The organism is Citrobacter sp. Marseille-Q5395 (assembly GCF_947057495.1).
In the GTDB taxonomy this organism is placed as follows: Bacteria; Pseudomonadota; Gammaproteobacteria; order Enterobacterales; family Enterobacteriaceae; genus Citrobacter; species Citrobacter murliniae.
Window position 1 is genome coordinate 188,783 of record NZ_CAMSEL010000010.1, and the last position, 25,562, is coordinate 214,344.

The following is a 25,562-nucleotide window of genomic DNA, read 5'->3' on the forward strand; positions in this document are numbered from 1 at the left end:
TGACAAATAACAAAAACCCTATGGTAGCGCCTGGGCGTGGCGCCGACCAGCTTCTTCACGCTGAAGGGGGGGGGAGCCAGGCCTCGGCGAACTCAAACCAGCCTCGTGGGTTCAGGCGTACGCCATTTACGCCTGGTGGAGCGCTAATGCGATAGTGATAATTGAACAGCGGCGTTAGCGTGGCGTCATTCATAAGGCTGGCGAAAACCTGTTGTAAAGCCGCGTGTCGATGGCCCTCATCAGCCTGAATTTGCAGTGCATCCAGCGTCGCTTGCAGATGGGAGAACGCTGGAGCGTCCAAAACATGCGGCCATAGCTGATCGCAGCGCAACCACTGTTCGAGGGTATATTCTGGCGCCTCGCCAATTAGCCTGTCACCCATCATCAGGTCGGCCTGGGCCAGAGGATGGTCGCCATCCCAGTTCTTCGCATTATGAAAAATCAGCGTTAATTCACAGCCCAGTATTGCCAGCGCCTGGCGAAGCTGTTCGGCCATAGCGTGCAGTTCAACCGGAAGGTGATAGGCCAATGTCAGTTTTTCCGGCAGTGGTACTTCGTCCTGGTTATCCCATTGTGGGATGGTCCACCCGGGCAACAGCGCATTGCTTGGGGTAATGAGATTTTCATCCACATCAAGAGTTTGTAACAGGGAAGAACGATGAATGATATTGACCAACCGGCGAGCCTGGAGCGTGTTCAGACGAGAACTTTTCCGCAGCGTCAAATAGCAAAATCCGAGGCTGATCCCGCTGCTAACCTGACTTAGCATGGCAAGCTCGTCAGGTTTACCAATCGCAATTTGCACCGGATGACGACAGCTGGTACCCAGGTCCTGGGCGAAAAGTTGCGGGGTGATCCAGTATTCAATAGCTTTCAGTAACGGATGGTTTAGATGATAGTGCTCATGGCTCTCTATGCGTACCAGATCGGGTGTAAACAGCGTCAGCCGGAACGGACCGGTGCCGACGAGTGGCTGTTCAGGATGGGCAAGGTGGCTGCTGTAGCTTGCCAGACGGTGCGCCAGCCAGAAATCAGGACGATGGAGAATAAAGGTCAGACATTGAGGATGCGTTACTTCAATGCGTTTAATGCTGATAAACAATTTATTGAGCGCAGGAAGTTCGAGCAGCATTAACAGGCGCTGATGTAGCTGTGCAGTATTTACCGCATCACCATTATGCCAGTACAGCGTGGAGCGAATATAGAAATCCCAGCGCAGGCCGTCGGCGGAGATATCCCAGTGATGAGCTAAATCTCCACAGGGGCGTTGGGTATAACTATCAAAGCGGGTCAAGCCAGAGAATATCTGCCCGGCGAGGTGTTGTTCAGCACGACCGGGGAGAAAGCCTGGATGTAGCGGATCAAGCTGGCGGTAATAGGGGATACGCAATGTCGGCGTATCGTTTTGCCACTGCCCCCCCATAAACGGTTGCAGCAGAGTTCTTAACTCTCCGGGGGCCAGCTGGGCCAGTTCCAGTACGCTGAGTTGTTCTCCCTTTTGTAGTGCCTGTTCCATCATCGTGTTGCGCAGTGAGTCGGGTGTTACCAAAAAGCGCAACAGGCCCCGTTTTCCGCGGCCGGACTGTGCTTCCCATATCAGCCACCCGGCATCCTGCGCCTGTTTCAGTAACGTTCTTGCATGGCGCTCGCTGCAAAAACATCGCTCAGCCAGTTCGCCAACGGTGACCGACTGGGGTTCTCCGCTCGACGGCTGCCAGAGGCGTTGGTACTGGTTCAGGCGATTTAAAAGTCGCATTTATACTTCATCATTCAAGCTGCCTCTTTGTTGGCTGCACATTACCCGCCCCTTAAGGGGCCGCTACAGGTAGAGTTCAAATCTGCTCCGCCCCTGTCACATACTGGAATATATGTTCCTGGGAATTCCTTCACTTGCCGCCTCGATGCTTCTCGAATGATGTTGTGTAAAGAAACCCGGAACAATTTGTTTTATCTATTCACTATTACTTCCGTATATCTCAGGTGATACTGAACCACAAGTTAACTGCGTCACAGTGTGGAGAAAGAAATGGCTCGTCTGGCTGCGTTTGATATGGATGGCACCCTTTTGATGCCGAATCACCATTTAGGTGATGAAACGCTCTCAACGTTGGCACGCCTGCGTGAACGCGATATCACTCTGACGTTTGCCACCGGTCGCCATGTCCTGGAGATGCGCCATATTTTAGGTACGATCTCGCTGGATGCCTTTTTGATAACGGGCAACGGGACGCGCATTCATTCGCTGGAAGGCGATGTACTTCACCGTCAGGATCTGAACCCCGCTGTGGCTGATATTCTCCTGCATCATGTGTGGGATACGCAGGCCAGTATGCATGTCTTCAACGATAACGGCTGGTTTACCGGACAAGAGATCCCGTCGATCCTGAAAGCGCACGTATACAGTGGATTTCGCTATCAGATAGTTGATGTGAAACGAATTCCGGCCCATCAGGTAACGAAGATCTGTTTCTGCGGCGATCATGACGATCTCATCCGCCTGCGCATTCAATTAAATGAGGTGCTGGGCGAGCAGGCAAATCTCTGTTTTTCCGCCGTAGATTGTCTGGAGGTTCTGCCGCTGGGCTGCAATAAAGGCTCCGCGCTGGCGGTGTTGAGTGATCATTTAGGTTTTTCAATGGCAGAGTGCATGGCATTTGGTGACGCCATGAACGATCGTGAAATGTTGGGCAGCGTCGGGCGCGGGCTGATTATGGGGAACGCCATGCCGCAATTGATTGCTGAACTTCCTCATTTATCGGTGATTGGGCATTGCCGCAATCAGGCTGTATCTCACTTTTTGACGCATTGGCTGGATAATCCGCATCTACCTTATTCCCCCGAATGAGAGATCCCTTCCAGCAAGCCAGACCTTTAGGTCTGGCTTTTTTTTATCTGCTTTAGTCGATATTCAGTAACCGGGATATTTCCGCTTTCCATGGCGCTAAATCACCGATATGCACACTGACCCATTGCGGGTTGTAGTAAGTCTCAAGATAGCGTTCGCCGCTGTCGCACAGAAGCGTCACCAACGAGCCAGTTTCTCCTGCATCGCGCATGCGGGCGGCAAGTTGTAACGTTCCCCACATATTGGTTCCTGTTGAGGCACCGACTTTTCGGCCCAACTGTGTTTCCAGCCAATGTGCAGTGGCAACGCTGGCTGCATCCGGTACGCGCAGCATTTCATCGACGACATCGGGAATGAAAGACGGTTCTACGCGCGGGCGACCGATACCCTCAATTTTACTTCCCACAGGGCTGCGTAACGTGGCATCACGATCCTGCCAGTATGGCAGAAAGACAGAGTTTTCCGGGTCAACTACCATCAGATGAGTGTCATAACCTTGGCAGCGAATATAGCGGCCTATCGTTGCTGATGTACCACCGGTTCCGGCGCTCATCACGATATGTCTGGGAACGGGGTTGGGTTCGCATTCCATCTGGCGGAAGATGCTGTCGGCAATGTTGTTATTGCCACGCCAGTCGGTAGCGCGTTCGGCGTAGGTGAATTGATCCATGTAATGACCGTTTAGTTCACGTGCCAGTTGCTCGGACGCAGCATAAATTTCGCAGGCGCTTTCCACAAAATGACAACGGCCGCCGTAAAACTCAATCTGTTCAATTTTACGTTTTGCCGTACAGGAAGGCATAACGGCAATAAACGGCAGTCCTAACAGCCGGGCGAAATAGGCTTCTGAAACCGCCGTTGACCCCGAAGACGATTCAATAATGGTGGTGCCTTCTTTGATCCAGCCATTACACAATCCGTACAGGAACAATGAACGCGCCAGTCGATGCTTCAGGCTGCCAGTTGGATGCGTACTCTCATCTTTCAGGTAGAGCTGAATACCTGGAAACGCCGGGAGTGACAGGCGAATGAGATGCGTATCTGCGGAGCGCTGATAATCCGCATTGATTTCATTAATGGCGTTTTTAACCCAGGATCTATTCATCATTAATATCCATTTGTCATTTTGTGCCTAGATTAGCGAAAAGCACGGAAAAAATTGTTGCCATTTAGCCTTTAAAATAGAATGTAAGGAGAAAATTCTTCTCTGTGGAGTGGATATGTTAGACAAAATTGACCGTAAGCTGCTCGGCTTACTGCAACAGGACTGCACCCTTTCTTTGCAGGCATTGGCGGATGCCGTTAATCTGACCACCACTCCCTGCTGGAAGCGACTCAAGAGGCTGGAGGATGACGGCGTACTCCTCGGTAAAGTCGCGCTACTGGATCCGGAAAAACTGGGGCTGGGTTTAACCGCATTCGTGTTGATTAAGACCCAGCATCACAGCAGTGAATGGTATTGCCGCTTTGTCACTGAAGTCACCGGCATGCCGGAGGTACTGGGTTTCTGGCGTATGGCGGGGGAGTACGACTACCTGATGCGGGTTCAGGTCGCCGATATGAAACGTTATGACGATTTCTACAAGCGCCTGGTGAACAGCGTACCGGGGCTATCGGACGTTACCTCAAGTTTTGCCATGGAACAGATTAAATATACTACTGCTCTACCTATTGAATAATTCTTCCGGCGGTCATTGCCGAAAATCAAGTCAGGACATAACGCGTGCGATTATTTGCTCAATTAAGCTGGTACTTTCGTCGGGAGTGGCGTCGCTACCTCGGGGCAGTGGCCTTGCTTATCATCATCGCTATCCTTCAGCTTATTCCACCAAAAGTTGTGGGTATTATTGTGGATGGCGTCAGCACTCAGCAGTTCACGACTGAACAAGTGCTCTTGTGGATCGGCACGATTGCTCTGATCGCTGTGGTGGTCTATTTGCTGCGCTATGTCTGGCGCGTACTGCTGTTTGGTGCTTCCTATCAGCTTGCTGTCGAGCTGCGAGAAGATTATTACCGCCAGCTTAGCCGCCAGCATCCTGAGTTTTATCTGCGCCATCGCACGGGTGATCTGATGGCGCGCGCCACTAACGATGTCGACCGGGTGGTGTTTGCTGCCGGGGAAGGTGTACTGACGTTGGTGGACTCACTGGTGATGGGATGTGCGGTATTGATCGTGATGTCGACGCAAATTAGCTGGCAGCTTACGCTAATCGCCTTATTGCCGATGCCGGTGATGGCACTGATGATTAAACGTTACGGCGATAGGTTGCATAACCGCTTTAAACTGGCGCAGGCGGCATTCTCCAGCCTTAACGATCGTACTCAGGAGAGCCTGACCAGCATTCGCATGATTAAAGCCTTTGGCCTGGAAGACCGTCAGTCGGCCTTATTTGCGGCAGACGCCGAAGATACCGGGAAGAAAAATATGCGCGTTGCGCGTATTGATGCCCGCTTTGACCCAACAATTTATATCGCTATTGGCATGGCGAACCTGCTGGCAATTGGCGGCGGAAGCTGGATGGTGGTTCACGGATCGCTGACGCTAGGTCAGTTGACCAGTTTTATGATGTATCTCGGTTTGATGATTTGGCCAATGCTGGCGCTGGCGTGGATGTTTAACATCGTCGAGCGCGGTAGCGCTGCGTACAGCCGCATTCGTGCCATGCTTGCCGAAGCTCCTGTGGTAGATGATGGCGTGGAGTCGGTGCCGGAAGGTCGTGGAGAATTGTCGGTAGCGATCCGCGAATTCAGCTATCCGTTAATGACTCACCCAACGCTTGAAAACGTCAGCTTTCAGCTTAAGCCTGGGCAGATGCTGGGTATCTGTGGTCCGACAGGTGCAGGAAAAAGTACCATTCTGGCGCTGATCCAGCGCCACTTCGATATTACGCAGGGCGATGTGCGTTTTCATGATATTCCGTTAACGCGCTTACAGCTTGATAGCTGGCGCAGTCGGCTGGCAGTTGTTAGTCAGACACCATTTTTGTTTTCGGATACGGTCGCCAACAACATTGCGCTTGGACGCCCGCAGGCGACGCAGGACGAGATTGAACATGTGGCGCGCTTAGCCAGCGTACACGAGGATATTTTACGTCTTCCCCAGGGGTATGACACCGAAGTCGGTGAGCGTGGCGTTATGCTGTCAGGTGGGCAAAAACAGCGTATTTCCATCGCCCGCGCGTTGCTGCTCAATGCGGAAATCCTGATTCTGGACGATGCCCTGTCGGCGGTAGATGGTCGTACTGAGCATCAGATCCTGCACAACCTGCGGCAGTGGGGCGAAGGGAGAACCGTTATTATCAGCGCTCACCGCCTGTCTGCTTTGACGGAAGCCAGCGAGATTATTGTGATGCAGCATGGACATATTACCCAGCGTGGAGAACATGATTATTTGGTGCAGCAACCTGGCTGGTATCGTGATATGTACCGTTATCAACAGCTGGAAGCGGCGCTGTCTGACGCCCCGGAAATAAATGAGGAGGCGGCTAATGCGTAGCTTTGGGCAATTATGGCCGACCCTGAAAAGGCTGCTGGTGTATGGATCACCGTGGCGAAAACCGCTGGCCATTGCGGTGGTCATGCTGTGGGTAGCCGCGGCGGCCGAAGTCAGTGGTCCGCTGTTGATTAGCTATTTCATCGATAACATGGTGGCGAAAAACAACCTGCCGTTAGCGATGGTCGCCGGGTTGGTCGCGGCTTACATAGGTCTGCAACTGCTGGCTGCGGGTTTGCACTACGCGCAGTCACTGCTGTTTAACCAGGCCGCTGTCGGTGTGGTGCAGCAGCTACGTACGGATGTTATGGATGCCGCGTTGCGCCAGCCACTGAGCGAATTTGACACCCAGCCTGTCGGGCAGCTTATCTCCCGCGTAACCAACGACACTGAAGTTATTCGCGACCTGTACGTGACGGTAGTGGCGACGGTTCTGCGCAGTGCCGCCTTAATTGGCGCCATGCTGGTGGCAATGTTCAGTCTGGAATGGCGTATGGCGCTGGTGGCAATGGCTATTTTCCCCGCTGTGCTGGTGGTGATGGTGATCTATCAGCGTTACAGCACACCTATTGTGCGCCGCGTTCGCGCCTATCTGGCGGACATTAACGATGGCTTTAACGAAGTCATTAACGGTATGAGCGTGATCCAGCAGTTCCGCCAGCAGGCGCGCTTTGGTGAAAGAATGGGCGAGGCCAGCCGTTCGCACTATATGGCGCGAATGCAGACCCTGCGACTGGACGGTTTTTTATTACGACCGTTGCTTAGCCTTTTTTCTGCGCTGATCCTTTGTGGTTTATTAATGCTGTTCAGCTTCACGTCTGGCAGCACAATTGAAGTCGGGGTTCTGTATGCGTTTATCAGTTATCTCGGGCGTCTGAACGAACCTCTGATCGAGCTGACGACTCAGCAATCGATGCTGCAACAAGCAGTTGTCGCCGGTGAACGTGTTTTTGAACTGATGGATGGGCCGCGCCAGCAATATGGCAAGGATGAGCAACCTCTGAGGAGTGGAAATATTGAGGTTGATAATGTGTCATTTGCTTATCGCGATGACAATCTGGTCCTGCAAAATATCAACCTGTCTGTTCCTTCGCGCAGTTTTGTGGCACTGGTCGGACATACCGGAAGCGGCAAGAGTACGCTCGCCAGCCTGCTGATGGGCTACTACCCGCTGACTCAAGGGGAAATCCGTCTTGACGGACGACCTCTCTCCTCATTGAGTCATGACGTCCTGCGTCAGGGGGTAGCGATGGTGCAACAGGATCCGGTGGTGATGGCAGATACCTTTCTGGCTAACGTCACGCTGGGGCGTGATATTTCAGAAGATAGGGTCTGGCAGGCACTTGAGACCGTGCAACTGGCGGAACTGGCTCGTGGCCTGAGTGATGGCATTCACACCCGACTGGGTGAGCAAGGGAATAATTTGTCCGTCGGGCAGAAACAGCTGTTAGCGCTGGCGCGGGTACTGGTTGAAACGCCGCAGGTACTGATCCTGGATGAAGCCACCGCCAGTATTGACTCGGGAACGGAACAGGCAATTCAGCAGGCACTGGCGGCGGTACGTGAACACACTACGCTGGTGGTGATTGCGCACCGGTTATCGACGATTGTGGATGCAGACACTATTCTGGTGCTGCACCGTGGTCAGGCCGTTGAACGCGGTACGCATCAGCAATTACTGACGGCGCAAGGGCGATACTGGCAGATGTATCAACTGCAGTTAGCCGGTGAAGAGCTGGCGGCCAGCGCGCAAGAGGACTCGCTTATCGCCTGATGCACCAGCTTCGCTGTAGCCAACGCTGTTGGTGCAAAAAAATAACGCATCATGCACTGTCATGGTGCGTTTTTCTTTCCATTTATTGTTTCTGATGTACATCACGTTTCAGCCTTTCAACTCGAACCCCTGTTTTCTGCACTAAATAACGGTCCATTTCTGTTTTTTCGATTCCTGGCACACCCCTTGCAATATTCATCCCGTGTATCTGCAGCCACTACTGAATTCTGACTGGAGGGGATCTATGAAGCTGGTTACCGTGGTAATCAAACCGTTCAAACTGGAAGACGTCCGTGAAGCACTGTCGTCTATTGGTATTCAGGGGCTGACCGTCACCGAAGTGAAGGGCTTTGGACGACAGAAGGGCCATGCCGAGTTGTACCGGGGGGCCGAATACAGCGTCAATTTTTTACCGAAGGTGAAGATTGATGTGGCAATTGCCGACGACCAGCTTGATGAAGTTATTGATGTTATCAGTAAGGCGGCCTACACCGGAAAAATTGGCGACGGCAAAATATTCGTCGCCGAGCTGCAACGTGTGATTCGCATTCGTACCGGCGAAGCCGACGAAGCCGCACTGTAACTTCTGGCACACAGTGATAGGAAACCAAAAAATGAAGATAGCAACGATGAAAACGGGTATTGCTTCACTGGCGTTGCTGCCGGGGCTGGCGATGGCGGCACCGGCAGTCGCAGATAAAGCTGATAATGCCTTTATGATGATTTGCACCGCATTGGTGCTGTTTATGACCATTCCGGGCATCGCGCTGTTCTACGGCGGTTTGATTCGCGGTAAGAACGTCTTATCGATGCTGACTCAGGTCACAGTGACGTTCGCGCTGGTCTGCATTTTATGGGTTGTTTATGGCTACTCGCTGGCTTTTGGCGAGGGGAATAATTTCTTCGGTAACTTCAACTGGGTAATGCTGAAAAGCATCGCGCTGACGGCGGTTACGGGGAGTTTCTATCAGTATATCCACGTTGCTTTCCAGGGCTCGTTCGCCTGCATTACCGTTGGGCTTATCGTTGGTGCACTGGCTGAACGAATCCGCTTCTCTGCGGTACTGATTTTTGTGGTGGTGTGGCTAACGCTTTCCTACATCCCTATCGCGCATATGGTATGGGGTGGTGGACTGCTGGCTTCCCATGGCGCTCTGGATTTTGCCGGCGGAACGGTTGTACATATTAACGCGGCGATTGCCGGTTTAGTTGGGGCTTATCTGATTGGCAAACGTGTTGGGTTTGGCAAAGAAGCCTTTAAACCGCATAACCTGCCAATGGTCTTTACCGGTACCGCTATCCTCTATATCGGCTGGTTTGGTTTTAATGCCGGTTCTGCAGGAACGGCAAATGAAATCGCTGCGCTGGCATTTGTGAATACCGTTGTTGCCACTGCTGCTGCCATCCTGGGGTGGATCTTCGGTGAGTGGGCATTGCGTGGCAAACCATCTTTATTAGGTGCATGCTCCGGTGCTATTGCAGGTCTGGTTGGCGTGACGCCTGCCTGTGGCTATATCGGAGTTGGTGGTGCGCTGATCATCGGAGTCATTGCCGGTCTGGCTGGTTTGTGGGGTGTGACGATGCTGAAACGTTTTCTGCGTGTCGATGACCCCTGTGACGTGTTCGGTGTCCACGGTGTCTGCGGCATTGTTGGCTGTATCCTGACCGGGGTATTTGCAGCCAGCTCGCTGGGGGGAGTGGGCTTTGCTGAAGGCGTTACAATGGGGCATCAGCTACTGGTTCAACTGGAAAGTGTAGCGATTACCATCGTCTGGTCCGGCGTGGTGGCGTTCATCGGTTATAAGCTGGCAGATATGACCGTGGGGCTGCGTGTACCGGAAGAGCAGGAGCGTGAAGGGCTGGATGTTAACAGCCACGGTGAAAACGCCTACAATGCGTGATCCCTCGACTGCTGGTTTCGGCCTACAACGAGTATGCTTGTAGGCCGAAACCGGCATTTATTAATTACGGTTACGCATGACCCCTTCCTGTACGGTAGAAGCTACCAGCACGCCGTCCTGAGTATAAAACTCCCCACGAACAAAGCCCCTGGCTCCGGAGGCGGAAGTGCTCTCCACGTTATACAGCAACCATTCATTGATATTGAAAGGACGATGGAACCACATCGAATGGTCGATAGTGGCTATTTGAATACCTTTCTCCAGGAAACCAATACCGTACGGTTGCAGCGCAACGGGCAGGAAATTCAGATCAGAAGCGTAGCCAAGGAGGTATTGATGTACGCGCAAATCGTCCTGCAGCGTGCCGTTGGCACGGATCCACACCTGACGGGTTGGTTCGGCAACATGACCTTTTAACGGGTTATGAAACTCTACTGGACGAACCTCCAGCGGACGGTCGTTGATAAACTTTTCTTTCAACAGCGGCGGCAGCAGATGAGCCACAGAGCGGGCAATTTCCGTTTCCGATTTCAGCTCTTCTGGGCCCGGTGCGGCAGGCATGGTTTTTTGATGTTCAAACCCCTCTTCCGGCGCCTGAAAAGAGGCGGTCATATAAAAAATGGGTTTCCCGTTCTGAATAGCGGCAATGCGGCGAGCGCTGAAGCTGTTACCATCGCGCAGAACTTCTACATCGTAGATTATCGGTTTTTGGCTATCTCCCGGGCGTAAAAAGTAGCTATGGAAAGAGTGCACCAGACGTTCTTCCGGCACGGTCTCTTTTGCGGCGTACAGCGCCTGGCCGACGACCTGTCCCCCAAAAACCTGACGCAACCCTAAGTCTTCACTTTGGCCCCGAAAGAGTCCTTCTTCAATTTTTTCCAGATTCAACAATGTCAGCAAATTTTTCAGTGCCAGACTCATACGTGCTCTCCAGGTGATATCGATGTCGCAGCGAGGTAGGCAGAGTATAACGCAATTTTGAAAGTGGTCCGATGGGTGCAATTGTCTGAATAACAGGTCTATTACAGGCAAAAATAGCTGATTTGTGCCACACTTAGTCACGTTATGTTTTTGTTAACCACTCTTCTGGCGGGGATAGTTCTCGCTGGTGCATAGATGATAAGGAGAATTTAATGAAACTCGTGCACATGGTAAGTGGTTTAGCGGTTGCGGTCGCGCTGGCGGCCTGTGCTGATAAAAGTGCAGATATTCAGACACCTGCGCCAAGCCCTAATACGTCAATTGCTGACACACAGTCAAAAATTCAACAGCCGAATGTTTCTGGTACAGTTTGGATCCGCCAGAAAGTCGCTTTGCCACCGGATGCTGTGCTGACCGTCACGCTGTCGGATGCTTCACTGGCCGATGCTCCGTCAAAAGTGCTGTCACAAAAAGCGGTTCGAACCGAGGGCAAGCAAGCGCCATTCAGCTTCGTGCTCCCGTTTAACCCGGCAGATATTCAGCCCAATGCCCGCATCCTGCTGAGTGCGGCTATCATGGTGAATGATAAGCTGGTCTTTATTACCGATACTGTTCAACCAGTCATCAATCAGGGCGGAACTAAAGCCGATCTGACGCTGGTTCCTGTTCAGCATACGGAAGTACCGGTGCAGGCAGGTGGCGGGGCAGCGACTACGGTTCCTTCGACTTCTCCGACCCAGGTGAATCCTTCTTCTGCCGTTCCTGCTCCGACGCAGTATTAATGCAGTTTACAACCCTCTCCGTCAGGAGAGGGTTAATACACCCAGCGATACCGTTGCAAATCGATTTGCCCACTACCTGAAACCACCACACCTTCCGCCAGCAATGCCTGACGCTGTCGTTGTAGATCGGGACCGGTCAGGGATATTGCGCCATGGCGATTGACAACTCGATACCAGGGCAGGGTGCTGCCTTCCGGGAGTCTCTTTAGCACACCTCCCACCTGGCGCGCTGCTCGCGGTGAACCGGCGAGCCGGGCGACATCACCATAAGTGGTGACAAATCCTTCCGGGATTGAGGCGACGATTTGCCAGACGCGTTGGGGGAAAGAGTCTTGTATATCCATCATTTATTCCTGCAATAATCTTCCAGCATAATCCGGAATGGCGAGGGAGTGAAGCCTCATTGCACAAGAAAACAGCATCCGATGCTGGATGGGTTGCAATTACAGGGTGCAGCAGTGATAATGCGCCTGCGCGTTGGTTAACAACGCTCTCAATGGGGGCTCTGTTGGTTCTCCCGCAACACTACTCTGTTTACCAGGTCAGGTCCGGAAGGAAGCAGCCAAGGCAGATGACGTGTGTGCCGGGATGTAGCTGGCAGGGCCCCCACCCAATTCTGCTTTACTGCAATCTCCTTCTCTTAATCTTCTCTTTCTTGTCATCGTAATGTCATTTTATTGTCATCAAATGCTGTCACTGTGTTTCAGGGATGTTATTTGATGTTTTTACTGCCTCAATCTCGCCGGAAAGATATGGGTCTTGTACCCGCTATGCTTTGGCTGACCACAAGGATTTATTACGATGCCTACCGCAGTATTGAACGTCAAAATTGATGAAGCGCTAAAAGAAAAACTTCGCCATTACGCTGAAGTGAATAATGAAAATTTAAGTATATCAACGGAAAAGCTGCTGCTTATTGCATTTTCCGCAGTAGAAGAGGCGGGAGTCTCCGCTGATGATATTGACAGCCAGCATACGGAAGAATCCGTGGTTGATGCACTGACTCCTAAAGAAATTAAAGCATTGCGCAGATTACTGAAGAAGAAAAAATGAAACAACAACCGCTCTCAAGCGCCTGTAATTATGGCGAAGCCTGTGAATTGCTGCGTTCCGGTTATGTGAAGCATGTTCGCCTGAGCTGGAATGTCGGCAGTGATGAATTTTTCCGTATCGCTTCTGACTGGTGTGATGCTGGGGCAAAGATTAAAAAAGACGGCGATAATTTTATTATCTCCCTGAAAGGCTTCCCGGTTCCCCGCCAACAGTAATGTTGTCTGCCTCTAATGGGCAATGGCAAGTAACGAGCCTTTAGGCTCGTTACTTAGATTATTTTGCGTAGTTTTCCACTACTGGCCTGTAAGCGCAGGTCATCCCAAATTGGTTGTAACGTCTTAAAGGCTGAACGCATTGTGTCATCCGGTAGCGCGAAAGGCATGCGTAAGAAGCGATCGAATGCGCCAGCCAGACCGAAACGCGTTCCGATACCAAGCTGAATGCCTGCATTTTCTGCACGAGTGGCAAATAATGTCGCCAGCGTGTCAGGTAATTCGACCCAGAAAGATAATCCTCCCTCTGGGTGGGTAAAACGCCACTCTGGGAAATGCGAGCTCATCAGAGCACGGCACAAATCACGTCTTGTCGTGAGCAACTGTCTTCTGTCGGGAAGAAAAGTGGCTGCGTTATCCAACAGCCAGCCGGTGGCGAGTTGCTCAAGAACGGGTGAACCCAGATCAAATGTATCGCGGGTCTGTACCAGCGCGGCAATAGTACGTGACGATGCGCGAACCCAGCCCAGACGTAGTCCTCCCCAGAAGCTCTTACCCGCGGAACCCAGCAGAATGATGGGGGCGTCGCGATTGTATGCGGCGAGCGGAGGTGGCGGTGGTGCGTCGTACCACAGGTTGACCATGGTTTCGTCCACAACCAGTGTTGTATGTGTTCTGGCGGCGATATCGGCCACGACCTGGCGAGTTGCAGCATCCATACAGCGTCCGGTTGGATTGTGAAAATCTGGCATCAGGTAGGCCATTCTCGGGGCAGTTTGCGCGATAGTGGCGACCAGACCGGCTGTATCCCAGCCGTGTTCAGGCAGTGACACACCGACGGGGCGGCAGGATGCACCCTGAATCGCAGCAATGGCAAGCGGATACGTGGGATGATCAACCAGTACGCGATCGCCTGGCCCCGTGAGCAATCGCAGGATCAACGCCAATCCGCTGACCGCACCATTCACTACCATTATCTCATCAGCCTGCGTGGGTAATCCGCGTTCGCAATAATGTTGGGCGATGGATTCACGCAAAGAAGGTAATCCCTGCGGCAGATAGCCCGAACTCAGCAGGTGTTGCGGCATAGCAAACAGCGCCTGCTGGTAAGCCTGATGAATTTCCGGACCGGCGCTGAGCGCCGCGGTAGAGAGATCGAGCGCTGTACTGGTGTGCATCCTTGTTGGGACCAGGCGAATATGTTCCGGTAGGATCACCCTTGAACCACTACCGTGGCGGCTTTCGAGATACCCTTCTTCACGTAGCTGCGCCAGGGCGCTGGCGATGGTTGTCCGGCTCACTTCCAAAACGGCAGCGAGTTCGCGTTCGCCGGGCAATCGACTATCCAGTGCCAGCCGACCGTCGAGTATAAGTAGACGCAGCGCTTCTGCCAGCTGCCGCCAGAGAGGCATCCGCGAAGGGACTTCCTGCCAGTGACCAAGCAGGCGTTGAAGAGACTGACTTCCGTAGCGGCGAGATGACATAGCAGTCCACTTTTTGAAAACTGGACATTAATCATAGTGCCAATTGCAGCGAAGATGAAGGTTATCTGAGCGGAGACAGGGGAAAAGCATGCTGCGTCGTTTACTTCAACTGTATATAGGGCTGGCGCTTTATGGTGTGTCGACAGCTATGTTTGTGCGTGCGGATTTAGGGGCCGATCCCTGGAACGTTTTCCACCTTGGTGTGGCGAATTTACTGAAGATGAATATCGGTGTGGTGATCATTGCCGTTGGAGTTCTGGTGCTCCTGCTGTGGATACCACTGCGTCAGCGCCCGGGGTTTGGCACACTGAGTAATGTCATTATGATCGGCCTGGCTGCAGATGTGGCGCTGATGGTTATTCCGCAATTTGAATCTCTTCTTACGCGCAGCGGGTTGTTAGTTTCCGCAGTGATACTGAATGCGCTGGCGACCAGCCTGTATATTGGCGCTGGTTTTGGTGCTGGGCCGCGTGATGGTCTGATGACGGGTATTCATGCGCGTACTGGCTGGTCAGTCCGAACCATTCGTACCGCAATCGAAGTGTCGGTTTTGCTCACAGGCTGGCTACTCGGTGGGACCGTGGGGGTAGGGACGGTATTGTATGCGCTGGCTATTGGTCCGTTAATTCAGCTTTGCCTGCCGTGGTTTCGGCATCAACCGCAATCTCGTATTCGGGTTCGCGATAAGCCTGCGGCATGATCCCACGTGGGCGACTAAACTTAACCTCTACTGACGCGGTCGGAATCGGCTTGCCGCGCAGTACACTTCGGAGGTTTTTCTCATGAAGTATGTCGATGGTTTTGTTGTTGCCGTACCCGCTGAAAACAAGGAGGCGTATATCGCGATGGCGGCAAAAGCTGCTCCGCTTTTCAAGGAGTTCGGTGCATTGCGCGTTGTGGAGTGCTGGGCGGATGATGTCCCCGACGGCAAGTTGACCGATTTTCGCATGGCAGTGCAAGCGCAGGATCATGAAGAAGTGGTATTTAGCTGGATTGAATATCCTTCAAAAGAGGTGCGTGACGCGGCGAATCAGAAGATGATGTCCGATCCCCGTATGAAGGAGTTCGGTGAGTCCATGCCATTTGATGGCAAACGCATGATCTACGGTGGATTCTCGCCCATTATGGATGACTGACGTGACTGGCTGTGCGGCGTGCCGCCAGCCATCTCAACCGCTTATCAGCGCCACGCTAAAGCCGCTTTTCTGCCCACAATATAAATTCTTGTTTCACCAGAGCTTTGCTGTAAAGCCAGCCCTGACCGTACTGCACGCCATGATCACGTAACCAGCTTTCCTGATTTGCGGTCTCAATACCTTCCGCCACCATTTCCAGCTTCAGCGTTTTGGCTATCTCGATAATATGCGGAGTCACGTTATTGTATTCCAGTGCATCCACGAACGATTTGTCTATCTTCAGAATATCCACATCCAGATCTTGTAAATAACTTAGGCTGGAGTAGCCGGTGCCAAAGTCATCAATGTAAATAGAATGCCCCGCCTGGCGGTATCTGGCGATAAACGGTGCACTGGTTTTCGGATCGGCAAATGCGCGTTCGGTCAGTTCCAGGGCGATTTGCGAAGGTTTGATCTGCCAGTGATTTACCTTCTGGCTTAACAGGGTTGGGAGGGTTTCTGATGTCAGGTTGTCTGACTCAAGATTGATGGATATATGCTGTTCTGGATGCTGGTGTAGCCATTTACCCAAATCGTCGAATACGCTTTCAATAATCAACTGAGTAAGTTGCTTTGACAGCCCGGTTTGCTCCGCCAGTCCGACGAAAATCTCCGGTGAGAGGAAACTCCCGTCAGCCTGTGGCCAACGGGCCAACGGGCCAGCGCCTCGGCTCCGACCACTTTTCCGGTCCTGAGCGAAATAATCGGCTGATAATAAACTTTAATATCCCGATGACGGATAGCTTCCTGCAGCTGGTGACGAGGGGACTGTAAGCGACGAAAAATGCTCAGAATAAATGCGGCAGTTAACAGACCAATAATAATCCCCGCCGGGAGCCAGATAAGCGCCTGTCTGTGCCATATTTTTTGCAGAGGCAGTGTCGATGCCCAGCTTACGATAGTGATGCCTAATTCGGGGAAGGGGCGGGCATTATAGATAACGCCATTTTTTTCTAAGTGCGTAATGGCATTATCTATTTGAAGGTTATGCAAGATGTCTGGTGGGAGATTATCGCTACTGGCGACGACCGTTTTGCGCGTGGTGCCAATTATGGCGACATCAATCGGCCATGAGCCAAACGGAATGACGTCAATGAAGGAATTGGGATCGATCATCACAACATAATGCTCGCTGCCTAATGCCGCCATAAAACGCTGGATGCCCAAATCGTTTTGGGTGGTTAACCATGCCTGGTAACCATCACGCGTGATTTTCATTGCCGGTGGGAATGCGGCAGCCCGACTCCTTTTCTCCAGGGAAGAGCATTGTGGAACGTTGTTCTTGAGATACAGCACTTCCTGAATATAACGGTAGCTGTATGACAATCGACGCATTTCCAGCAAATGTTCTTCTCCGCAAGGTACTCCCTGAAAAGTTTCAATTTTGCGTAATGCTTTTTTCGCCTGATCGCCGACTCTTTCCGTACGTAAAGCGACCCTGTTGGTGAAGGAGTCAAGTTCATCAATAAATTTCGTTTCGACCTGACGATGCGCCAGCCACAGGCTTAAACCAACAGGCGCAAGGATGGACAGAATAAGCACACCTGTCATCAGACCTATCAGATATCGTGTTGTCACAGTGATGTCCTTATTAACACAGCGTATGGAAAGTATATCTGAAAGCCAAAAAAGCTATTCGATGGGTATCATATATTTAGGGCCATTTATCATCTTGTTAATTACCCATAGTACAAATCAGGTTGAGATATGTGCGGGAGTGGTGTATTTTGTTGGTTATGTTATAACGTAACAATTTGAGGTAATCATGAAACCGGATATCCATCCTTTTTATCGTACCGTGGTGTTTCACGACACCAGTGCCAATGAGTACTTTAAGGTTGGTTCGACCATTAAAACAGAACGTGAGATTGAGTTTGAGGGCCAGGTGTACCCATACGTTACCCTTGATATCTCTTCTAAGTCTCACCCGTACTATACCGGAAAACAAAAAACCTTCGATAACGAAGGTAGCGCGGCGCGTTTCCAGAAACGTTTTGGCCATTTCATTGGCGCTAAGCGAGGTTAAGATGCAGGTACTCAATTCACTTCGTAGCGCAAAACAACGACATCCTGACTGCCAGATTGTCAAACGCAAAGGGCGCTTGTACGTCATCTGCAAAACGAATCCGCGATTTAAAGCGGTACAGGGTCGGAAGAAAAGACGTTAGTTATTTTGCCAACATCACTGGGACTCAAGTGCGTGCCATTCGGGTACGCACTTTTTTTATTAGCGATTACTGACTGGTCTGTGCACGGGTCAGGGTGAAGATGTCGTAGAAAGAGAGTTCGCCTTTACGTGTCATCATTTTTTGCAGTTGTGCTTTATGCTCACTATCTACCCGAGGAGAGTGCAGTATGGTATCGATGAGTGAGGATGGAACAAAACGTGTGTTGTACCATTCGCCGTTATAGCAGACTCTGAAATCCAGTACGTCAATATCCTCAAAGCGATAACGCGGTGCCACGTCAAAAAAGAAAAAACCATTCAGTATTACGAACAGTACCACCAGCAACCATACTGAATCGACCAGTGTTTCTGATTGCAGCATAACCGCCAGCGTAGCAAACCAGGCAATATACATGCCGATAAATAACCCAGGATGTTTGCGAATGAAGCTGATGCTAAAGCGCGGTCTGTTGTCGCGCTTCTCGCGAATATTTAAGTCGTCGATTGTTTCGGTAAGCAGACGCTGTATTTCTGTCATTTCTTGCCTTCGTGATGTCTTCAATAATCAGGAGGGATTGGCCTATTTTAAGAGGGGATCCTGTCTGAAAAAAGTAACAGATTAACCACAATTTAGCATAACAGTTACATTTCTGTTCACAACGTTTTGATGACCCGCGCAGGATTACCCCCAACTACGGTATTTGCCGGGACGCTTTTGGTTACTACGGCACCTGATGCAACAACGACGTTGTCACCCAGAGTTACGCCAGGATTTATCACGGCTCGCCCACCTATCCAGACGTTATTCCCGATAGTCACCGGTTTTCCCAGTTCCTTACCACTGTTGCGCTCATCGGCATCCAGCGGGTGGGTTGCGGTATAGATATGGACTCCCGGTGCAAGCATACAGTTATTGCCAATATGGATCGGGCAGACATCAAGCATGACGCAGTCGAAATTGGCATAGAATTCTTTGCCGAGGTAGATGTTATAGCCGTAATCGCAACGAAATGTAGGTTCGATATAAGCTCCCTCGCTTTGACCCAACAGGTCATGCAGAATAGCCTGCCGCTTATGTTGTTCATCGGGGGCGGTGAAATTATATCGATGGATCAGTTGGCGTGCGCGAAGCCGATCTTTGCGTAAAGTATCGTCTGCCGGGCGATACAATTCGCCGGCGATCATCTTTTGCTTTTCCTCACTCATTGCGCATTTTCCTGTTTGCTGATGGTTAATCTCAGTACACTAAAACGCAATGCAATTAAGGGGAACGTTCCCGGTACTTCTGTGTGATCACTGTCACATGATTAGAGTTAAGTAATAGTTAGAAACGAGAAAACGGTCAGTCAGACAAACAAATGTACCGCTATACCTGACTTAACCTCGTGAGCAATTAGCGAATGAATTTCCAAACGGAAGTTGGGATCTTGTCGTACAGCTTATTCATGGTCAATTCAGCAAGACGATGATCTGCTGCTGAGTAAAATACAGCCAGTTCATTGTCAGACAATTCATATTTATTTTTCTCAATAACGCGTTCAAGTGTGTCTATTGTCTGGCAGCGTCGCAGGCGCATCAAATAATCAGTTTTAGTTAATGGTTTATCGGACATAACTCTTACCTATGATTGTAATAATTTTTAACAAGACAAACTTACAGGATTAGCCCTGGTGGCATTGACAAAACAGCGAAACAACCGATTACCGGACTTTCGCCATTTCTGTAGATCCTGCGTATTAATACCATAACTGCTGAACAACATAAAAGTGTCATCCAGGTATTCATCAATCTGAGCGATCAGCTTATTGTCCTCATTGTACTTAATTTTATAATTAAGTGCGAAGGTTGCAATATGCTCTATCAGTTCATTGAGCTGCAAGCTGGTTGCTGAAGTCGGGTCATTAACCCAACCATGGTTGCTTTGTTCAAGGTTTGCAAGACAGTCATGATACAGGGTTTCACAGAGAAATTTAAGCTGTGCTATATCATGTCTTTTGGGTGAGTATTCATCCATAACGCATCCCCTTCTTAGAGGCTTAACTAACCGAACACCTTTCGGGATGGATACAACAAACTACCTGGAACTTGCCCGCGACTCCTGATGGTTTAACTATAATCTACTCTAAAAAAGATTTCATCGTCGTATCACGAAAAATTACATTTACGGCAAATTATGATGCAGTTCCATTTTTACACTTTAACTGATAAATACAGGTATTCGAAATGGAACAATTTCTTTATTGTTCGGGCAATCATCAGGTTATCTTGTTTAGGTTTAGCAACAAAAGGCAACAGTCTACAATGCAATGAGTGACTAGGATTAATCTTAATATTTATTAAAGTAAATAAGAAACCTCAGGATTCTTTAAGAATAGCCTTTAAGCCTACAGGGATTATATCGCTTATTTACCTTACAGAAAATAAACGAAATCACAATAAGCTCAATTTATGATTTTTTCAAAAAAAAGGCCGCTTGCGCGGCCTTATCTTTAGCAATGAATCAATGATGATCAACCGGGTGGCTGTGTTCAACATCTTCATTCTTGCGGCTAAAGCGGCGGCGGACCACCACAAAGAACACCGGAACGAAGAAGATAGCCAACACGGTTGCCGTGACCATCCCGCCCATTACACCTGTACCAACGGCGTTCTGCGCGCCACTACCCGCGCCAGAGCTGATAACCAGCGGCATAACACCCAGAATAAAGGCCAGTGACGTCATCAGGATCGGACGTAAACGCATACGAACAGCATCCAGCGTCGCCTCAACCAGACCTTTACCCTCTTTATCCATCAAGTCTTTGGCGAATTCGACGATAAGTATCGCGTTCTTCGCCGACAACCCAATGGTTGTGAGCAGGCCTACCTGGAAGTAAACGTCGTTGGTTAAGCCGCGCAAAGTCGCTGCCAGCAACGCACCGATAACCCCCAGTGGAACCACTAGCATAACAGAGAACGGAATTGACCAGCTCTCATACAGCGCCGCCAGACACAGGAAGACGACAATCAGTGAAATGGCATACAGGGCAGGGGCCTGGTTGCCAGACAGTCGTTCCTGGTAGGACATACCAGTCCAGTCATAACCGATACCGGATGGCAATTTGCTGGCCAGTTGCTCCATCATCGCCATAGCTTCACCCGTACTTTTACCTGGTGCGGCCTGGCCCAGAATTTCCATGGAAGGCAGACCGTTATAGCGTTCCAGACGCGGCGAGCCATATTCCCAACGCGAGGAAGAGAACGCGGAGAACGGTACCATTTGTCCATCGCTACCGCGGACATACCAGTTTCCAATATCTTCCGGCAACATACGGTATTTGGCTTCAGACATGACGTAAACTTTCTTCACACGACCACGGTCGATGAAGTCATTCACGTAGCTTCCGCCCCATGCTGCACCCAGTGTTGTATTAATATCACTAATGGAAACACCCAGAGCCTGCGCTTTTTCCTGATCGATATCGATCTTGAATTGCGGAGTATCTTCCAGACCGTTAGGACGTACGCCAACTAACAGATCAGGATGTTTCGCCACTTCACCGAACAGCTGGTTACGAGCCTGGGTCAGTTTTTCATGGCCCAGTCCGGCCTGGTCAATTAACTGGAAGTCAAAGCCTGTTGCTGTACCCAGCTCAACAATCGCCGGCAGGTTAAAGGCAAAGACCATTGCGTCTTGAATCTTCGAGAATGCCGCCATCGCACGACTTGTAATCGCTTCGACCTTATTCTCTTCGCCTGGACGTTCACTCCAGTCTTTCAATGACACGAACGCAATACCGGTGTTCTGACCACGTCCCGCAAAACCGAAGCCGTTAACGGCAAAGACTGATTCAACGTTCGCTTTTTCTTTGGTCAGATAGTAATCCGTCATTTCGTCCAGCACTTTCTGGGTACGCTCTTGCGTTGCACCCGCCGGCAACTGAGCCATGGACAGGAATACCCCCTGGTCTTCATCCGGCAAGAAGGAGCTTGGCAGACGAACGAACAGATAGGCCATGCCCACCACGATGATCAGATACAGCGCCAGATAACGACCCGTGCTGCGCAGAATGCCGCCTACGCTGTCGGTATAGTGGTTCGTGCTCTTGTCGAACATGCGGTTGAACCAACCGAAGAAACCTTTCTTGCCTTCTCCGTGATCGCCCTTAGCAATCGGTTTGAGCATGGTTGCGCAAAGAGCAGGGGTCAGGATCAGTGCCACCAGTACCGACAACGCCATTGCAGAAACAATGGTGATGGAGAACTGACGGTAAATCGCCCCGGTAGAGCCACCGAAGAATGCCATCGGAATAAATACCGCTGACAGCACCATCGCGATACCCACCAGTGCGCCCTGAATCTGGCCCATTGATTTACGCGTCGCTTCTTTTGGCGGTAGTCCTTCCTCGGACATGACACGTTCAACGTTCTCGACCACAACGATGGCATCATCCACCAGCAGGCCGATGGCGAGCACCATCCCGAACATCGTCAGGGTATTTATCGAGAAGCCGAAAATGGCAAGGACCGCAAAGGTACCCAACAATACGACCGGTACGGCAATAGTCGGAATCAACGTCGCACGGAAGTTCTGCAGGAACAGATACATAACCAGGAACACGAGGATGATTGCTTCTGCCAGTGTTTTCACTACTTCGTGAATAGAGATTTTTACGAACGGTGTAGTGTCATACGGGTAAACAATTTTCAGGCCTGATGGGAAGAACGGTTCCATCTTCACCAGTTCAGCGCGAATAGCCGCAGCAGTATCCAGAGCGTTCGCACCGGTTGCCAGTTTGATACCCAAACCAGACGCAGGTTTACCGTTGAACTTCGCAATGATGTCGTAGTTTTCACCGCCCAGCTCAATCTTCGCTACATCGCGCAGACGAACCTGGGAACCGTCCTGGTTCACTTTCAGCAGAATTTTGCCAAACTCATCGGTAGAGGTCAGACGCGTTTGAGCAATAATAGAGGCGTTCAGTTGCTGGCCTTTCACCGGTGGCGTACCACCAAGCTGACCGGCTGCAACCTGGGCGTTCTGTGCTTTAATCGCGGTAATCACATCAACCGGCGTAAGCTGGTATTTGTTCAGCTCAGTCGGATCCATCCAGATACGCATTGCGTACTGAGAACCGAACAGCTGTACGTCACCAACACCCGAGGTACGGCTGATAGCGTCTTTCATGTTAGCGGCGACGTAATCCGAAATATCTTCCTGCGTCATCGTGCCGTTGGTGTTGATAACACCAACAACCATCAGGAAGCTACTGGATGACTTCTCAACGCTAACCCCTTGCTGTTGTACTTCCTGAGGCAGCAACGGCATCGCCAACTGCAGTTTGTTCTGCACCTGTACCTGGGCGATATCCGCATCAGTACCAGACTGGAAGGTGAGGGTGATCTGCACGGTACCCGTGGAGTCACTGTTTGAGGACATGTACATCAGGTTATCGATACCGTTCATATTTTGTTCGATAACCTGCGTAACAGTATCCTGTACTGTTTTTGCATCTGCGCCAGGGTAGGTCGCGGAGATCGTCACTGCAGGTGGTGCAATAGTAGGATATTGCGCCACCGGCAATTTGAGGATCGCGAGCCCCCCTGCCAACATGATGATTATGGCGATCACCCACGCAAATATGGGGCGATCGATAAAGAAATTAGGCATGTCTTAACGGCTCCTGTTTAAGTTAAGACTTGGACTGTTCAGGCTGGTTACCGCTTGCGGCTTGCTGGTTATTATCAGCGGTGACTTCCTGCGCTTTTACCTGTGCGCCAGGACGTACTTTTTGCAGCCCACTTACAATCACGCGGTCGCCCGGCTTAAGTCCTTCAGTGACCAGCCATTTATTGCCAATCGCTTGTGCTGCCACAATTTGGCGGGTTTCCACTTTGTCATCCGCACCGATAACTAATGCGCTGGCATCACCACGCGGCGTACGGGTAACGCCCTGCTGAGGTACAAGTAATGCGGTCGGATTGGTCCCTTCTTCCAGACGTGCACGGACAAACATACCCGGCAGTAAGGTGTGATCCGGGTTAGGGAAGATTGCGCGTAACGTAATTGACCCGGTGGTTTGATCAACCGTCACGTCAGAAAACTCCAGCGTACCGGACTGCGGGAATTTAATTCCGTCGCTGGTGACCAGTTCGACTTTTGCTTTACCGTTCTCTTGTTTCAGCGTGCCATTCGCCAGCTCTTGTTTCAGGCGCAGGAAATCGTTGCTTGACTGCGTCACGTCGACATAGATTGGATCCAGCTGCTGAACGGTTGCCAGTGCGGTCGCCTGACCGTTTTGCACCAGAGCACCTTCAGTGACCGATGACTTACCAATGCGGCCGCTGATTGGCGATGTGACTTTGGTATAGGCCAGATTGATACGAGCAGTTTCTACTGCCGCTTTAGCTGCAACAACGGCGGCATTCGCCTGTTGTGCATCTGCCTGCGCGCTATCGTAATCCTGTTGACTGATGTACTTGGTACCCAACAATTTCTGATAACGTTTAACCGTCAGCTGAGCGATATTTGCCGCTGCTTGTGCTTTGGCCAGATCGCCTTTTGCGCTTTCATACGCGGCCTGGTAAGTAGCAGGATCAATCTGATAGAGAGACACACCCGCTTCGATGTCACCACCTTCTGTGAAATTACGCTTCAGGATAATGCCGCTGACCTGAGGGCGAACTTCCGCAATGCGGTAAGCACTGGTGCGACCCGGGAGTTCAGTTGTGATCTGTAGAGGTTCAGTTTTGAGCGTCACAACTCCAACTTCTGGCATCTGCTGGCCCCCTTGTTGGGCCTGTTTGTCGTCACATCCTGTTAGCGCTAAGCTGCCTGAGAGCATCAGAACGACTGCCAGAGGCGTTAACCCTCTGTTTTTGTTCATATGTAAACCTCGAGTGTCCGATTTCAAATTGATCAATGGCTTAAAGCCCATAAACCCATTGCTGCGTTTATATTATCGTCGTGCTATGGTACATACATTCACAAATGTATGTAAATCTAACGCCTGTAAATTCACCGACATATGGCACGAAAAACCAAACAACAAGCGCAGGAAACACGTCAGCACATTCTGGATGTCGCTCTGCGTCTGTTTTCGCAACAAGGGGTATCATCCACCTCGCTCGCGGAGATCGCAAAAGCTGCTGGCGTCACTCGCGGTGCAATCTATTGGCATTTCAAAAACAAGTCGGATTTATTCAGTGAAATCTGGGATCTGGCAAAACCCAATATTGATGAACTAGAGACTGAGTATCAGGCAAAATTCCCCGACGATCCACTATCAGTATTAAGAGAAATTTTAGTTTACGTTCTTGAAGCTACCGTGACAGAAGAACGCCGGCGTTTATTGATGGAGATTATATTCCACAAATGCGAATTTGTCGGGGAAATAGCTGCTTTTCAAATGGCGCAACGCAGCCTGTGTCTTGAAAACTATGACCGTATTGAACAAACGTTACGTCACTGTATGAACGCAAGAATGTTGCCAGAGAATCTGAACACGCGCCGTGTAGCGGTCTTAATGCGCAGCTACCTTTCCGGGATTATAGAAAACTGGTTGTTCGCCCCGGAATCTTTTGACCTGAAAAAAAACGCACGTGAATACGTCGCAGTGCTGCTGGAAATGTGCCTTCTTTGCCCAACGCTGCGAGTGCCGGAAACAAGCTAACCCCTCGATTTCAGTCCAGGAATTTTCCTGGACATTTTCCCTGGCGCTATTCTGTCTGTCAGCGCCGTGATATTCTAGCCGCTTGACTATTTTCGGTCACTTT

The 25,562-nt window shown here is 50.8% G+C and carries 24 protein-coding genes, 1 other RNA gene and 2 pseudogenes; 15 read left to right on the forward strand and 12 right to left on the reverse strand.

The annotated features are described in order from the left end of the window. Nucleotides 1–55: 55 nt before the first annotated feature. On the reverse strand, nt 56–1,756 hold the full coding sequence (locus tag OH663_RS13340) for an SgrR family transcriptional regulator (protein ID WP_200012191.1): 1,701 nt from the start codon (nt 1,754–1,756) through the stop codon (nt 56–58). Nucleotides 1,757–2,026: 270 nt separating this feature from the next. Between OH663_RS13340 and cof the strand changes: the two genes are divergently transcribed. Beyond that, entirely contained in the window at nt 2,027–2,845 is an 819-nt protein-coding gene (cof, locus tag OH663_RS13345) for an HMP-PP phosphatase (protein WP_045440571.1), read from the forward strand. A 52-nt stretch (nt 2,846–2,897) separates the two neighbouring features. Here the strand turns inward: cof and OH663_RS13350 are convergent, their stop codons facing one another. Beyond that, on the reverse strand, nt 2,898–3,953 hold the full coding sequence (locus tag OH663_RS13350) for a PLP-dependent cysteine synthase family protein (protein ID WP_136345282.1): 1,056 nt from the start codon (nt 3,951–3,953) through the stop codon (nt 2,898–2,900). Nucleotides 3,954–4,065: 112 nt separating this feature from the next. Here OH663_RS13350 and decR point away from each other — a divergent pair, with 112 nt between their 5' ends. From decR to amtB, 5 genes are all read left to right on the forward strand, one after another. After that, nucleotides 4,066–4,524 carry a DNA-binding transcriptional regulator DecR gene (gene decR, locus OH663_RS13355; protein WP_045440577.1) on the forward strand — a complete coding sequence of 153 codons (459 nt, stop codon included), beginning with the start codon at nt 4,066–4,068 and terminating at the stop codon, nt 4,522–4,524. A gap of 44 nt (nt 4,525–4,568) precedes the next feature. Continuing rightward, nucleotides 4,569–6,341 (forward strand): SmdA family multidrug ABC transporter permease/ATP-binding protein, encoded by a 1,773-nt coding sequence (locus OH663_RS13360; protein ID WP_045440579.1) that lies wholly within the window; start codon nt 4,569–4,571, stop codon nt 6,339–6,341. Next, on the forward strand, nt 6,334–8,112 hold the full coding sequence (locus tag OH663_RS13365) for a SmdB family multidrug efflux ABC transporter permease/ATP-binding protein (protein ID WP_200012193.1): 1,779 nt from the start codon (nt 6,334–6,336) through the stop codon (nt 8,110–8,112). The genes OH663_RS13360 and OH663_RS13365 overlap by 8 nt, the downstream gene beginning before the upstream one ends. Nucleotides 8,113–8,356: 244 nt before the next feature. Continuing rightward, the gene (gene glnK, locus OH663_RS13370) at nt 8,357–8,695 is read left to right on the forward strand and encodes a P-II family nitrogen regulator (protein WP_002891893.1); all 339 of its coding nucleotides are present in this window, start codon (nt 8,357–8,359) and stop codon (nt 8,693–8,695) included. A 31-nt stretch (nt 8,696–8,726) separates the two neighbouring features. Next, the gene (gene amtB, locus OH663_RS13375) at nt 8,727–10,013 is read left to right on the forward strand and encodes an ammonium transporter AmtB (RefSeq protein WP_048221942.1); all 1,287 of its coding nucleotides are present in this window, start codon (nt 8,727–8,729) and stop codon (nt 10,011–10,013) included. A gap of 60 nt (nt 10,014–10,073) precedes the next feature. Here amtB and tesB read toward each other — a convergent pair whose 3' ends face one another. After that, entirely contained in the window at nt 10,074–10,934 is an 861-nt protein-coding gene (tesB, locus tag OH663_RS13380; protein WP_045440591.1) for an acyl-CoA thioesterase II, read from the reverse strand. Nucleotides 10,935–11,146: 212 nt separating this feature from the next. Here tesB and OH663_RS13385 point away from each other — a divergent pair, with 212 nt between their 5' ends. Continuing rightward, entirely contained in the window at nt 11,147–11,716 is a 570-nt protein-coding gene (locus OH663_RS13385) for a YbaY family lipoprotein (RefSeq protein ID WP_045440593.1), read from the forward strand. 32 nt (nt 11,717–11,748) lie between these two features. Here the strand turns inward: OH663_RS13385 and OH663_RS13390 are convergent. Further along, nucleotides 11,749–12,138: pseudogene (locus tag OH663_RS13390) on the reverse strand (MGMT family protein). 84 nt (nt 12,139–12,222) lie between these two features. Here OH663_RS13390 and ffs point away from each other — a divergent pair. From ffs to OH663_RS13405, 3 genes are all read left to right on the forward strand, one after another. Next, nucleotides 12,223–12,319: signal recognition particle sRNA small type (ffs, locus tag OH663_RS13395), an RNA gene on the forward strand. 198 nt (nt 12,320–12,517) lie between these two features. Then, nucleotides 12,518–12,769 carry a hypothetical protein gene (locus OH663_RS13400; RefSeq protein WP_048221939.1) on the forward strand — a complete coding sequence of 84 codons (252 nt, stop codon included), beginning with the start codon at nt 12,518–12,520 and terminating at the stop codon, nt 12,767–12,769. Continuing rightward, nucleotides 12,766–12,984 carry a hypothetical protein gene (locus OH663_RS13405; RefSeq protein WP_045440600.1) on the forward strand — a complete coding sequence of 73 codons (219 nt, stop codon included), beginning with the start codon at nt 12,766–12,768 and terminating at the stop codon, nt 12,982–12,984. Before OH663_RS13400 ends, OH663_RS13405 begins: the two co-directional genes overlap by 4 nt. 53 nt (nt 12,985–13,037) lie before the next feature. Here OH663_RS13405 and yczR read toward each other — a convergent pair whose 3' ends face one another. Next, nucleotides 13,038–14,465 (reverse strand): MocR-like transcription factor YczR, encoded by a 1,428-nt coding sequence (yczR, locus tag OH663_RS13410; protein ID WP_200012195.1) that lies wholly within the window; start codon nt 14,463–14,465, stop codon nt 13,038–13,040. Nucleotides 14,466–14,553: 88 nt separating this feature from the next. Between yczR and yczE the strand changes: the two genes are divergently transcribed. Together yczE and OH663_RS13420 are read left to right on the forward strand one after the other, a co-directional pair. Next, nucleotides 14,554–15,165 (forward strand): membrane protein YczE, encoded by a 612-nt coding sequence (gene yczE / locus OH663_RS13415; protein ID WP_200012197.1) that lies wholly within the window; start codon nt 14,554–14,556, stop codon nt 15,163–15,165. Between the two features lie 82 nt (nt 15,166–15,247). Next, complete coding sequence (locus OH663_RS13420) at nt 15,248–15,601, forward strand: DUF1428 domain-containing protein (RefSeq protein ID WP_045440607.1); 354 nt, start codon at nt 15,248–15,250, stop codon at nt 15,599–15,601. 55 nt (nt 15,602–15,656) lie between these two features. On the opposite strand, the pseudogene OH663_RS13425 reads toward OH663_RS13420, so the two are convergent. After that, nucleotides 15,657–17,218, reverse strand: a pseudogene (locus OH663_RS13425) (EAL domain-containing protein). A 187-nt stretch (nt 17,219–17,405) separates the two neighbouring features. Here OH663_RS13425 and OH663_RS13430 point away from each other — a divergent pair. Next, entirely contained in the window at nt 17,406–17,666 is a 261-nt protein-coding gene (locus OH663_RS13430) for a type B 50S ribosomal protein L31 (protein WP_045440619.1), read from the forward strand. Nucleotide 17,667: 1 nt separating this feature from the next. Continuing rightward, a complete protein-coding gene (gene ykgO, locus OH663_RS13435) occupies nt 17,668–17,808 on the forward strand; it encodes a type B 50S ribosomal protein L36 (RefSeq protein ID WP_005125190.1) in 141 nt (46 codons plus the stop codon). Nucleotides 17,809–17,874: 66 nt separating this feature from the next. Here the strand turns inward: ykgO and OH663_RS13440 are convergent, their stop codons facing one another. The 6 genes from OH663_RS13440 to acrA all read right to left on the reverse strand — a co-directional run bounded on the left by OH663_RS13440 (nt 17,875) and on the right by acrA (nt 24,673). Beyond that, nucleotides 17,875–18,345: a YlaC family protein gene (locus OH663_RS13440; protein ID WP_045440622.1), complete on the reverse strand. Its 471-nt coding sequence runs from the start codon at nt 18,343–18,345 to the stop codon at nt 17,875–17,877. 116 nt (nt 18,346–18,461) lie between these two features. Beyond that, a complete protein-coding gene (gene maa / locus OH663_RS13445; protein WP_200012200.1) occupies nt 18,462–19,013 on the reverse strand; it encodes a maltose O-acetyltransferase in 552 nt (183 codons plus the stop codon). A 187-nt stretch (nt 19,014–19,200) separates the two neighbouring features. Continuing rightward, nucleotides 19,201–19,419 (reverse strand): HHA domain-containing protein, encoded by a 219-nt coding sequence (locus OH663_RS13450; protein ID WP_002892050.1) that lies wholly within the window; start codon nt 19,417–19,419, stop codon nt 19,201–19,203. A 27-nt stretch (nt 19,420–19,446) separates the two neighbouring features. Next, nucleotides 19,447–19,821: an Hha toxicity modulator TomB gene (tomB, locus tag OH663_RS13455; RefSeq protein WP_003021733.1), complete on the reverse strand. Its 375-nt coding sequence runs from the start codon at nt 19,819–19,821 to the stop codon at nt 19,447–19,449. A 486-nt stretch (nt 19,822–20,307) separates the two neighbouring features. After that, nucleotides 20,308–23,457, reverse strand: coding sequence for an efflux RND transporter permease AcrB (gene acrB, locus OH663_RS13460; RefSeq protein WP_045440626.1), 3,150 nt, complete (start codon nt 23,455–23,457; stop codon nt 20,308–20,310). A gap of 22 nt (nt 23,458–23,479) precedes the next feature. After that, nucleotides 23,480–24,673, reverse strand: a complete 1,194-nt coding sequence (acrA, locus tag OH663_RS13465) for a multidrug efflux RND transporter periplasmic adaptor subunit AcrA (protein WP_045440628.1) — start codon at nt 24,671–24,673, stop codon at nt 23,480–23,482. 141 nt (nt 24,674–24,814) lie between these two features. Here acrA and acrR point away from each other — a divergent pair, with 141 nt between their 5' ends. After that, complete coding sequence (gene acrR / locus OH663_RS13470) at nt 24,815–25,459, forward strand: multidrug efflux transporter transcriptional repressor AcrR (protein ID WP_045440631.1); 645 nt, start codon at nt 24,815–24,817, stop codon at nt 25,457–25,459. Nucleotides 25,460–25,562 lie beyond the last annotated feature (103 nt).